9 protein-coding genes are annotated in these 12,334 nt (G+C 40.8%); 3 read left to right on the top strand and 6 right to left on the bottom strand.

Features of this window, described 5'->3' with window-relative positions; translation table 11 throughout:
• The first annotated feature begins 9 nt into the window (after positions 1–9).
• From IPM34_03655 to IPM34_03645, 3 genes are all read left to right on the top strand, one after another.
• Complete coding sequence (locus tag IPM34_03655; GenBank protein ID MBK8954639.1) at positions 10–2,280, top strand: aconitate hydratase; 2,271 nt, start codon at positions 10–12, stop codon at positions 2,278–2,280.
• A 51-nt stretch (positions 2,281–2,331) separates the two neighbouring features.
• Positions 2,332–2,679, top strand: coding sequence for a large conductance mechanosensitive channel protein MscL (gene mscL / locus IPM34_03650; GenBank protein ID MBK8954638.1), 348 nt, complete (start codon positions 2,332–2,334; stop codon positions 2,677–2,679).
• Positions 2,680–2,757: 78 nt separating this feature from the next.
• Positions 2,758–3,837 (top strand): ferredoxin--NADP reductase, encoded by a 1,080-nt coding sequence (locus IPM34_03645; GenBank protein MBK8954637.1) that lies wholly within the window; start codon positions 2,758–2,760, stop codon positions 3,835–3,837.
• A 14-nt stretch (positions 3,838–3,851) separates the two neighbouring features.
• On the opposite strand, the gene IPM34_03640 is transcribed toward IPM34_03645, so the two are convergent.
• The 6 genes from IPM34_03640 to IPM34_03615 all read right to left on the bottom strand — a co-directional run bounded on the left by IPM34_03640 (position 3,852) and on the right by IPM34_03615 (position 12,075).
• Complete coding sequence (locus tag IPM34_03640; protein MBK8954636.1) at positions 3,852–6,236, bottom strand: gliding motility-associated C-terminal domain-containing protein; 2,385 nt, start codon at positions 6,234–6,236, stop codon at positions 3,852–3,854.
• Between the two features lie 10 nt (positions 6,237–6,246).
• Complete coding sequence (locus IPM34_03635; GenBank protein MBK8954635.1) at positions 6,247–7,656, bottom strand: hypothetical protein; 1,410 nt, start codon at positions 7,654–7,656, stop codon at positions 6,247–6,249.
• A 286-nt stretch (positions 7,657–7,942) separates the two neighbouring features.
• On the bottom strand, positions 7,943–8,887 hold the full coding sequence (locus IPM34_03630; GenBank protein ID MBK8954634.1) for a hypothetical protein: 945 nt from the start codon (positions 8,885–8,887) through the stop codon (positions 7,943–7,945).
• A gap of 23 nt (positions 8,888–8,910) precedes the next feature.
• The gene (locus IPM34_03625) at positions 8,911–10,221 is read right to left on the bottom strand and encodes an ABC transporter permease (protein ID MBK8954633.1); all 1,311 of its coding nucleotides are present in this window, start codon (positions 10,219–10,221) and stop codon (positions 8,911–8,913) included.
• On the bottom strand, positions 10,214–11,122 hold the full coding sequence (locus IPM34_03620) for an ATP-binding cassette domain-containing protein (GenBank protein ID MBK8954632.1): 909 nt from the start codon (positions 11,120–11,122) through the stop codon (positions 10,214–10,216). The genes IPM34_03625 and IPM34_03620 overlap by 8 nt, the downstream gene beginning before the upstream one ends.
• Positions 11,123–11,250: 128 nt before the next feature.
• The gene (locus IPM34_03615; protein ID MBK8954631.1) at positions 11,251–12,075 is read right to left on the bottom strand and encodes an outer membrane beta-barrel protein; all 825 of its coding nucleotides are present in this window, start codon (positions 12,073–12,075) and stop codon (positions 11,251–11,253) included.
• Between the last annotated feature and the right edge of the window lie 259 nt (positions 12,076–12,334).

The following is a 12,334-nucleotide window of genomic DNA, read 5'->3' as shown; positions in this document are numbered from 1 at the left end:
ATGAGTACTCTGCCTTTCGATTTGGATATGCTGCAAAAGCATTACAGCAGTTTTTCGCAACGCGTAGCACAAGTAAGAAAAAGTCTGGGAAGGCCGCTCACACTCACCGAAAAAATATTGTTTACCCATTTGCACAGCGACTCCCCGCTTCGCGATTATCAGAAAGCTAAAGATTACGTATTCTTTGCTCCGGACCGCGTGGCGATGCAGGATGCCACAGCGCAAATGGCTCTTTTGCAATTCATGACTTGTGGCAAAGAAAAAACTGCAGTCCCAACAACAGTCCATTGCGATCACCTGATCCTTGCTGAAAATGGGGCTCAACAAGACTTAAATGCTTCATTGAAAGACAATGCAGAAGTTTTTGAATTTCTCAAATCCATTTCAAATAAATATGGTATTGGTTTTTGGAAACCAGGTGCTGGTATCATTCACCAGATCGTACTCGAGAACTATGCTTTTCCTGGAGGTATGATGATAGGGACCGATTCGCATACGCCCAATGCAGGCGGACTGGGAATGATCGCCATTGGGGTCGGAGGGGCTGATGCGGTTGATGTCATGACCGGTATGGCCTGGGAACTCAAAATGCCAAAAATCATTGGAGTCAAACTTACCGGGAAGTTATCGGGCTGGACCTCAGCCAAAGATGTGATTTTGAAAGTTGCGGGAATCCTGACCGTTAAAGGGGGTACCGGTTCCATCGTGGAATATTTTGGCGAGGGTGCAGAATCCCTTTCCTGCACAGGAAAAGGAACCATATGCAATATGGGTGCAGAAATCGGTGCTACGACTTCTACTTTTGGTTACGATGCATCTATGAGTCGTTACCTGAAGTCAACAGGGAGGGCAACCGTTGCCGATCTTTGCGATGCCATTGCTCCGGATCTAACCGGTGATTTTGAATGCTATCAGGAGCCTGAAAAATATTTCGACCAGCTTATCGAAATCGACCTCTCCACACTCGAACCCCACATCAACGGACCCTATACCCCGGACCTGGCATGGCCGCTATCTAAATTTGCTCAGGCTGTCAGAGAAAACAACTATCCACAAAAATTAGAAGTCGGCCTCATCGGATCCTGTACCAATTCTTCGTATGAAGACCTTTCCCGGGCAGCTTCCCTCGCAAAGCAAGCTGTAGAAAAACAGCTCAAAGCCAAATCTGAATTTACCGTAACTCCGGGTTCAGAGCAAATACGATATACTGTAGAGCGGGATGGATTTCTCGCTGATTTTGAGAATATGGGAGGTGTGGTGCTCGCGAATGCCTGCGGACCTTGCATCGGACAATGGAAACGCCATATAGATGATCCCACCAGAAAAAATTCAATCATTACTTCGTTCAATAGAAATTTTTCAAAAAGAAACGACGGATTATTGAGCACGCATGCATTTGTGGCCTCTCCTGAAATTGTGACTGCATTGGCCATCGCAGGTGACCTATGCTTCAATCCCATCACCGATACCCTGACCAACGAGAACGGTGAGCAAGTCCAATTGGATCCACCTACCGGAGTGGAATTGCCCCCAATGGGATTTGATGTCAGAGACGCCGGTTATGAAGCTCCGGCTGCAAATGGTCAGGCGACAGAAGTCATCATCAATCCTGCCAGCAGTAGATTGCAATTGCTTGCACCCTTTACACCCATACAAGATACGGATCTGAAAAACATGCGCGTATTGATCAAAGCCAAAGGAAAATGCACCACCGATCATATTTCTATGGCCGGGCCCTGGCTGGAGTTCAGGGGTCACCTCGAAAATATTTCCAACAATTGTTTGATCGGCGCCATCAACGCATACAACGATGAGGCCAACAAAGTTCTGAACTTTGTAAATTCAGCTTATATGCCTGTACCCGATTCAGCAAGACTTTACAAAGCCAACGGAATTTCTACAGTGGTGTTTGGCGAAGAAAATTATGGCGAAGGTTCTTCCCGCGAACATGCGGCGATGGAACCCCGCTTTCTGGGTGTAAAAGCCGTCGTCGTGAAATCCTTTGCACGTATCCATGAAACGAATCTAAAAAAGCAGGGAATGCTGGCTTTGACTTTTATAAATCCTGCAGATTATGAGAAAATCAGACAAGATGATTGGATTGATATACAGGGATTCGATGAAATGAAACCCGGTTCTCCATTAAATTTAATTCTTCGTCATGCAGATGGTACAACAGATGCTTTTGAAGTGATGCATACATACAACGAACAACAGATCAACTGGGTTCGCGAGGGTTCTGCCTTAAATAAAATCAGGAAAGAATTGCATTCTGCTTAAATTAGCGATGACAATTATTTTTCAATCCTTTCATCACTAAACGAAAAACCTATGTTCAAAGAATTTAAAGAATTCGCAATCCAGGGAAACCTCATTGAAATTGCTGTCGGCCTTGTCATGGCCACAGGCTTTGGTGCAGTAACAGCCTCCTTTGTAGATGGTATCGTCATGCCGGTGGTTGGAAATATTTTTCAGATCGGCGATTTGAATGCTGCCAAAATGGTTTTGGCTGCTGAAGTAAAAGATGCAACAGGCGCAGTAACCACACCGGAATCTGCAATTTATTATGGCAAATTTATTTCGACTTTTATTAACTTTTTGATCATCGCTTTTGTCATGTTTATGATCCTGAAATCGGTAAATAAACTTAAAAAAGAAAAAACAGAAGGCACAGCATAATCTGGCCTCAACTGAAATGTAGTCCGGATGTCGGAATCATTCTCCAATCGTTGTCCGGTCTCTCCTAAAAAATAAAGAATGGAATTTCACAAAGTAAGTGTAGCAGAAGTCATCAGAGAAACCGGAGATACCATCAGTATCTGTTTTGACAAAGATTCGCATGAAGAAATTTTAGATCATTTTATTCCGGGTCAGCACCTGACTTTGAAATTACCGATCAACAACAAAGAAGTCAGAAGATCGTATTCCATTTCATCGATACCGGGTGAAAAGCAGGTTTGCATCACGGTCAAGCAGGTCAAAAAGGGATTGGTCTCCAATTATCTCGTTGAAAAAATTCAAAATGGATCCGTTCTTGAAATTTCCAAACCTGAAGGTCATTTTGTCATTCAAGCAGATCCGGAGAGATCTCACTCCTATTATTTTTTTGCAGCAGGTAGCGGAATTACTCCGGTCATGTCTATGATCCGTTCTTTACTCGAACACGAACCCAAATCAAGCGTGCATTTGTTGTATGGAAACAGAAAAGTAGAAAACATCATTTTTTACGATCGCCTCCGGGCACTTCAACAAAAATACGAAGGACAGTTTTTTGTTGAATTTACTTTGTCGCAAAGCGGAAAGGGTCTGCTTCCATTTTTTTCAAGTTCGAAAGACAGTTGGGATGGATGGAAAGGCAGAATTGGTAAAAAACTCATCGATGCCTTTTGCGAAAAATATCCTGCGCGAACCAAAGAAAAAAGTTTTTACATCTGCGGACCGGGCAACATGATCGAAGATGTCAAACGCGAATTGGCAGCACTTGGCAACGATCCTAAAAGCATTCACGCCGAATATTTCACGACCCCTGCCGGAACGGCATCAGAATCAAAAACTGCAACAGTAAGTTCTGCCCAGATTACGGTTCACCTCAACGGAGAACAACACCGGCTCAGCATTCCCGGCAACAAAAAAATTCTCGATAGCCTTCAGGATGCCGGTTTAGATCCACCTTATTCCTGTTGCAGTGGTGCCTGCTCCACTTGTATGGCCAAAGTTCTTAAAGGTTCCGTACACATGGATGTTGCACTTGCTCTGGAACAAGATGAAATTGCAGCTGGTTATATATTGACTTGCCAGTCCAGACCGACTTCGGAGGAGTTGGAGATTAAGTATTAGGAAGGGTAATCGAATTATCTTACCAAAGTCAGATTGCCACTTAAGGTCTTCAGTTTATTATACTCGTCCGAGACTATCAATTTAAAAACATAAACTCCAGGCAACATTTTCACTCCAAACTTTTGCCCATTCCATCCCTGATCGCGCTGCCCAATCTCACTCTGCTGAAATACATAAACGCGTTCTCCCCAACGATTGTAGATCTCTAATGATTCACCCTTGTACCCACTCCCAGGAAAGACATTCCATAAATCGTTGATACCATCCTCATTCGGTGAAAAAATATTGGGATAATAGACTTTATAATTTAAATCGAGCAGTACGGTAAATTGATATTCCTTTACACAATCATTCGTATCAATGGCAAGGATTTTATAATGGCCTCCCGTTTGAGGATTGACTTCATACAAGCCATTTGCGATTTTTAAGATCCCTTGTCCGGGTTCTATGATAATTTCTTTAAGACTGCCTTGCAGATCTGCGATTTGTTGCATTTGAGCAATTCTGTCTTTGACAATAAGTGTATCCAGAAAACTGATGTTGATCTCCGGAGGATTTTCCAAATTTACGGTTTCGAAATATTCACAACCATACGTGTCCACCAGCTTAATCCTGTAATTGCCTGAACCCAATGCCCCAAACTGCCCTGTGCTGTTGCTTTGATTATTTAGAAAGTAGCTCAGTGTATTGCCAGCATTCTCTATTTGTATGCTTCCATCGGCTCCATCATAACACAATGGATCTAAGGTGCGTACAATATAGTCGAGAGGTTCCGGAGTTTTGAATTGATACGCTATCTCGTATGGGCAATTGTACAGATCTGTGATGCTTACCTTGATAAGTCCGTTCTGATCCGTTTTGATGCATCTGCTTGTTTCTCCGCCGGACCATTTCCAGAATGTGCCTCCATCTACACAAATTTCAGCTTTTCTTCCAGGGCATAAAACTGTATCCCCTATAATCTTAAAAGTTGAAACCGGAAAAGATTTTATTGCCAACAGCTCTATCGAATCACATCCTGATATGTTTTGGGCCTGATTTAAAATCAAAGTATCTCCAGGTCCTCCTATCACTCCTGATGTGAGTTGCACATTTTGCCCTTCGCAAAGGGTGGTATCTCTGAGTAGATATTCAACTTCCTGTACATCAACTTTGCACACTGCATTTCTACGAATAGAATTCTCTGCAAATAGGGTGATTGACAATTCCCGGTGTCCGATGGTCCGTTGCAATACACCGCTATGCCCGTACCCCAGGGATGTGATAATATCTCTTATGTGAGTCAATTGCTCATTGGCCAAAAATACAAATGTATACAGCGAATCATTGCGTTGCAGTAATCTGGCTTGAAAGGCTGGATCCATACTTTGGATCCACTCAAATCCCTTGTCACGATAACCACTTATCATGATTTGCATACTGTCTACCTTCAGATCTGTTTCGATATACAAATCCTGATCCGTTAGCCTTACTCCGGTAATACCGCACAAAGCTTTATTTTGAAAAAATCCATAAGGAAAAGCTCCGGAACTGTTGTCCCGGTCAAGATCCAATAAAAACACGCATTCCGGATCGCTTGATAGGATATCGTCAAAGGAAGTTAGGCTAGATAAGAAGGCTTCCTGGCCATGTGGATAAATATGCAGAGCTAATGGCTTAAAACTGTTATTAATATAATCATATTCATAAAGGTACAATGTGTCTCCCAACTTGTCATCTGGTAATTGAAAAATGGAATCCCAAACTGAATGTGAATACGGATAACCAGATACGATAATCCTTTTATCTTTACAACTATTATATTGGGTTGTTAATCCTGTAATTTTAAATTCAGGATTGATAATTCTTCGTATTGTAAAATGTGTATCGATCTCGTATATTTCATTTAAATTTTGATTCAATGCAAGAAGTCTGTCACCCAAAACGACTAAATCTTCAATAATATAATTACTGACATTATCTAAATCCAATAATGTATCAATATTTGTAAAATCAAAATTACTTCTGTAAATACCATTTTTACCGTTTAATCTTGTATAAAAGTACAATTTTCCATTGAAGTCCACAACGAGACAATAAAAACTAGAATTTCGTTTTCCCTGAATCTTACTAATCTGAACTGTATCACAATTTAGTAAATCAAATCTCTTCAAATTTGTTATAATCCCTGATCCAGATAAACCCACATGGGTCCAAGTTGTATAAAGCAATCCGTTCTCTTGATATGATAAATTTCCATGGACGAATGTCTTATTGCAGAATATATCATCAAAATTTATAAAATCAGCAGAAATTTTAACCGTGTGATAAGTTGTTCCTCCGTAATAAGCCAAAATATCCTGAGCTGCTAGGAATAAATTGCAGGATAAATTTATCCCGATTATTAAAAAATACTTCATAATGTATTTTTTAACTTGCTACTTTGATATTGTAAATATTATGTTTCTCGATGATCCTGATTATTGCAAGACGTTGATTTAAATATAAATCATTTCTTCCCGGAAAAATTACGCGTCTTTGTGTTTCACAAATTTTTCCAGAGAGATCAATAATTTGTAATTCGATTTCAGTCTCTTTATCACCATTATAATAAATAGAATTTGAACCAACTATATAGGGAATTTCCGGTTCAATGATATCGCCAATTTCTAAAATGGGTTGCAAACTTTTTAAATTTAAATCTCCCGCTTCCAATTTTTGTCTGCTATTGATTGATAATACGTCTTGAAAATCGTTAAAATTCTGAATAACTTCAAATTCAATAACAACAATATTTTCACCAATTTCAATCTTCTTAAAATTTGAAAAGTCCTTCTCTAAAAAGCAAGCAATAAATTCATTACTATTTATTTTGATTTTATATTTTACATCTAATTCGTTGTGGTGAAAAACTTTATTAATTTTCAAATAATTATAATTTATTTTCAATGGCATTTGGAAATGTGCTATTTCTGCCTCTCCGGCATTGAGTCGCAAATACATTTTAAATGTAGTACCTGGTAATATTGATTTCACTATCCCCCTATGGCCATTTACTTTTATACTATTTACTTCTTTCTGTTCAGACCTGAAGCTGTAATCATCACAAACCCAATCATTTTGATTACTTTCGTTATCATCAACTTCCCCGACTTTTGTAGAACGGTAATAGAAAAATTGCGGCTGAGTACCTGATGACGTTAATGTTGAAGTAGATACATTTAACCAAAACATTTCTCCTGACCATCTGTCAGAAATCGTCCATGAATAGGGATCACTCTGGAAAGATCCATAGTTATTGTTTATTTCTAAGGCATTAAACCATTCCCAACTATTTCTTGTAAATTCAATATCTTCAAGAATTAGATCTTCTACTTCATCGGCGTCCCCACTATCGATTTCTTTATTGTTGTTACAATCTGCTGCCACCATTTTGTAAGGATCAGTTATATATTCTATATCGTTTACGTGCCTCAAAATGACTACGGCATCAGCAGTTGACACTCCATTTTGGTAATCCTCAAGGTCGTTAACACTATAGGGTTTAACTGTTAAATCATTATCTTGACCATTCATAGCAGAACTCGCATCAAATTGACCTCCATAGGAAGAAGGACAAGTCGAGGTGCACTCATCTGCAGTACTTACTTCATCCATAGGATATCGGTTTATAATATCAAAACAATGATTTGAAACGCCAAAATTGTAATTTCGAAAGAGCGAATTTCCCACAAAATTGACTGTTGTTTGAGAGTATATATCAAAAGACATGATTTGGAGAATTAAGCAAAATATTATTCTGCCCCCCCCCGAATTCGAAAAATTAAATACTGATTTCATAATATTAATTTTAGAAGTTAAAAAATAATTGACTAAGGATTGTCCTTATGAAATCCGGAATGATGGGATATTTCAAACAATAATACTACAAATGATTCTAAATTCCAAATTTATTTTTGATTATTTTTAAAATTTAACACTTATAATTATTTGCAATCCGACTATTTCAATGGTAAATTTCTTTAAGATTTTCATGACTTATAGGTTAAGGCTGACATCTTAGGAGTTGGAGGTTAAGTATTGAACAGGTCGCATAGAACTCAGATTGCTAACGTTCGTTAGTAACCTAGATAATCTCCCAATTCCGATACCCGAACAATTGACGGCCACCCAGCAAATGCCGCTCCACGGCACTTAAGATTTTGTATTTGGCTTTTTCGTGTTTGAGGGGTGGTCTTTCGGTTTGGTAATGTTTCTCGTAATGCAACTGATCCTTCCAGTTGAAACGACTCATAAAATCATTCATAACTTTTGGATGGCTATCCTCAAAAACTGAATAATGGTTCATGTTTCCATAGTCGAATTGCCGCGCTCTTCGGGCATGACGCCGTTTAACTTCTTCTGCATCGTGATAGGCTCCATCCATCACGACCGTCTTCTGCTGCATCATCCAAGGCGGGCGCACCCATCCGTAATGGTAGATTTCCGCATTCAAACTTCGTACACGCAACTTACGACTGTTCGTTTTGTCGCGGTAATCCCGTCCCTGAAATCCAGGAATATACAAAAATGACTGGGCATCTCCAAATGAATGGATGTCCGGAAGATTTCGTATGATCCGGATCTCTGCAGGATACCATGCATGCGATACGACAAAATGTTCGTAATCTCCCCAAAAATGCTTGTACCGGAATAAAAACCCTTCGGTCTTCAAGTCCTCCTTAAATTCGGAACAGGCTTGACGGATCACCGGCAGATATTTCTCGTGAATGAGTTCGTCTGATTGCAGATACAACAACCAATCACCCGAACAGGCTTTCTTGGCCAGATCGGTCTGTTGTGCATACACGGTCCCTTTGGGAAAAGCCAACAGATCCCACTCGGACTGAATGATTTTGACTTTCTCCGAGGGGATGGCGCGAAGTTGTTTTTCGGTATCATCATCCGGATCTCCTTGAGCGAGGGCCACAACAAATTCGTCGACCAGAGGTAACACCGATAAGATCGATTCGACAAATGGGTAATACAGTTTTGATGTATTCCGCATGAAAGTGAATCCACTGATCTTCATGCTTCAGGATTTGCCCGTTCTTATCAGGATTTCAAGATCCACCTTCCGATTTCTTTCAGACTGGCCTTTTTTCCATACATCAGAATACCAACGCGGTATATCCGGCTGGCCAACCAAATCATGACGTAACAAAATCCAAATAGGACTAATAATGACAACAATACTTTCCACCAGGGCGGATCAAAAGCCAGCAATGCAGGCATGGTGATCGGACTAAACAAAGGAAAGAAGGCTGCAAATGTAGCAAGACTGCTTTCCGGCAACCGGATTGCCTGAAACATGACATAGATCGCTAAAATAATGGGTATGGTCACAATGATCGTCAGGGATTGCGCATCGTTGATATCATCACCTGTGGCGGCACCAATCGCTGCAAACATCGAAGCATACAAAAAGTATCCGCCAATAAAATATAATATGAACACCAATCCGATCTTCAACCAATTTAATGCAGCAATCTCCCTGATGATGGTGGCTAACTCATCCTGGTCAATTGGTGCTTGTGCAGACATCGGCTGACTGGCTTCCTGCAGCTGCTGCACATCGATACCGGCTATTTGCATTCCCAGAAAATAAATGACAGGAATTAAAATCAACCAGATCAAAATCTGAGTCAATCCGACCAGCCCTACTCCAATTACTTTTCCCAACATCAGTTCTACGGGTTTGGCGGAAGAAATGATGACTTCCACAACCCGATTTACTTTCTCATCTGCCACAGAACGCATGACCGAAGCCCCATATAAAAAGATGATGAAGAAAATGATGTAACCCATGGCACCACCAATGACTGTAGCAATTTTTACCGTATGCGCAGACCGGTCCTTCTCTTCAGGTGCAATGGGTTCCGGATCGATACTGACTTTTGTTTTTAACTTATCCAGTTCACTTTTATCCAGCGCCAGCAGTTTAATTTTATGATCGCGGATACCTTCCTCGAGGTATTTTTCCAGCCGCGATTCCATCTCAATATCCAAAGGATTGTTCGAATAGAAATAAGAGGTATAATTGGATACATCTACACCGGCCATTTCGGGTAGTACCCAAATTCCATCCGTGCCAGAAGTTTCAAATCCTGCACGTAATGTCTCCATGGATTCATTGCTGATGATGAAATTGAATTTTTCGCCCTGGCTCGGCAGATCCAATTGCATGCTGCTCTTATTAATGACCGCTATTTTATAAGTTTTATCGCCTTCATAACTAAAGATGATCCCGATCACTATAAAAAAAACGAGAAATCCCAAAGGAGTCAGTAAAGTGGTGAGGATAAATTTCCAATTTTTGACCTTGGTCAGATATTCTCTGCTGATGATGAGTCCGAGTTTATTCATGGCTGATCTCGTTTACGGTTTTAATAAAAATTTCGTTGAAACTGGGCAGCAGCTCGTTGAATCCAGCGATTTCCGCTCCATTTTTAATAAAAAATTCCAGAATTGAATTCCCCGTTTGGCCTGGATTTAATCTCACGTAATAGTGTTTAGGATTTTGCTGAATCATTTCGAGAAATCCATGTTCGGGCAAAGAGGTCGCAGTATGCAAATTGACTTCGAATAAATTTTCTTTAAACCGGTTTCTCACATCGGTAACCTCCCCGTTCAATACAACTTTTCCTTTATTGATCAGTATGATGTGTTCGCACATTTCTTCTACCTGTTCCATCCGGTGAGTCGAAAACAATATACTGGCACCTTCATTTTTCAAACGAATAATTTCTTCTTTAATGAGATTGGTATTGATGGGATCCAGGCCCGAAAATGGCTCGTCCAGGATAATGAGTTTGGGATTGTGACTCACGGTGGCAATGAACTGGACTTTTTGGGACATCCCTTTCGAAAGCTCTTCGACTTTTTTAGTCCACCAGGATTCAATTTCAAATTTTTTCATCCAATAAACCACATTGCGTTCGGCTTCGGGTTTACTCAATCCCCGTAGCCTCGTCAGGAAGACCAGCTGCTCGCCAACTTTCATTTTTTTATAAAGCCCCCGCTCTTCGGGCATATAGCCAATAGAAGGATCGATGGTTTTATAAACGCTTTTTCCATGGAGCAAAACCGAACCGGAATCGGCCTGGGTGATCCCCGTAATGATCCGGATGAGTGAGGTTTTGCCCGCTCCATTGGGACCCAATAAACCCATGATACAGGAATGTGGCACTTGAAAACTGACGTCGTTGACCGCCTTGAGGCCACTGTAATCCTTGACCACATTTTGCAATTCCAAAATTTCAGGCATAGTTGAATATGTAGTTGTAAACAATAATAATCAGGGCAAAACTAAACCATATCCCGTTCCTGAGAACAAATCATCGACGTTCCGGTAAAATTTAACGATGGGGAAGAATCCTCATGCAATGTTACTCCCTACAAATCCGGGTAGGAAATGGGAGGACACCTGAGTTTACCAAAATAATAAATGAGGTTGATCCCAAAGCTGAGAAATTTATCATTTTCGTTGTGATCTCCTCTTTGGGTTCCGGGAGTGCCGATTTTCGAAGTCCCATCAACTGGAATGGACCGATCTGAAAGGTCTACGGCGATTTGACCTCTGTTAATCAACAATTCAGTATAATCCGGATAATAACCACTTACGTCATCGAGATGATCGGTTGCTGCCAGGCGGTAACCCAGATCAAAGTTAAGGCTCCACTTGTCTGTTAGGTCCAATTTTACACCCCCGCCTATTAACCATGCCGTGCTGATTTCATTGTATTCCTGACCTGGGATCTGGCCCTCTGTACCCAATTCGCGAAGAGCAACACTTTCTCCGTTGTATTCTGTTTTAGGGTTGTAGTGAAAAATGCTAAATCCTGCGTACATGTAAGGACTGACGAAATCTTCCCTGGACCCATGCTTAAGGGGTAAAAAATTGAACTCCATACATGGAGCAATTTCAAAAATATCAGAAAAAAAACTGAGATTTCTCCTCAAATCAAAGGCATTTCGGGAATTGGCATCTGCTCCCGCGATCCGGTGATAGTTCAATTGCATCCGGACCGAAAGGCGGGTATCAAAATTATACCGTCCCGTAAACCCAAATGACAGGCCCGGCTCGTCGATGCGATACAAATTGTTGAGGTCCCCAAAATATTGTGCAGCACCGACCCAGGCCCCCAGTTCATAACCTTTTTGGGCCAATAACGGGTTGCCTAAAAACCCCAATACAAAAATAAAAAGTACGCTTTTCAATGGTTTAATCATAGGTAATGGAGCATAACGTTTAAACGAGCTTTATATTTTGAAAAAAGGGCCATTATTTGGGGGAATGTTGAGGAGGGGGCTCGGAGGAATGTAGGCTTGGAGGTTTGTAGGCTTGGAGGCTTGTAGGCTTGTAGGCTTGTAGGCTTGTAGGCTTGTAGGCTTTTAGGCTTTTAGGGTGGGGGAATTTAATTCAGCGAAAAAGCTTGAAGCGAAAAGCTTGAAGCGAAAAGCTTGAAGCGAAAAGCCT

The sequence above is a fragment of the Saprospiraceae bacterium genome (genome assembly GCA_016716185.1).
GTDB lineage: Bacteria > Bacteroidota > Bacteroidia > Chitinophagales > Saprospiraceae > Vicinibacter.
The sequence above is the reverse complement of the archived record's forward strand: the minus strand, read 5'-3'. Positions and strand labels throughout refer to the sequence as shown.

Coding starts and splice junctions, on each gene's coding strand:
- IPM34_03635 (MBK8954635.1), bottom strand. CDS start 7,656: ATGAAATCAGTATTTAATTTTTCGAATTCGGGGGGGGGCAGAATAATA.
- IPM34_03630 (MBK8954634.1), bottom strand. CDS start 8,887: ATGAAGATCAGTGGATTCACTTTCATGCGGAATACATCAAAACTGTAT.
- IPM34_03645 (MBK8954637.1), top strand. CDS start 2,758: ATGGAATTTCACAAAGTAAGTGTAGCAGAAGTCATCAGAGAAACCGGA.
- IPM34_03620 (MBK8954632.1), bottom strand. CDS start 11,122: ATGCCTGAAATTTTGGAATTGCAAAATGTGGTCAAGGATTACAGTGGC.
- mscL (MBK8954638.1), top strand. CDS start 2,332: ATGTTCAAAGAATTTAAAGAATTCGCAATCCAGGGAAACCTCATTGAA.
- IPM34_03640 (MBK8954636.1), bottom strand. CDS start 6,236: ATGAAGTATTTTTTAATAATCGGGATAAATTTATCCTGCAATTTATTC.
- IPM34_03625 (MBK8954633.1), bottom strand. CDS start 10,221: ATGAATAAACTCGGACTCATCATCAGCAGAGAATATCTGACCAAGGTC.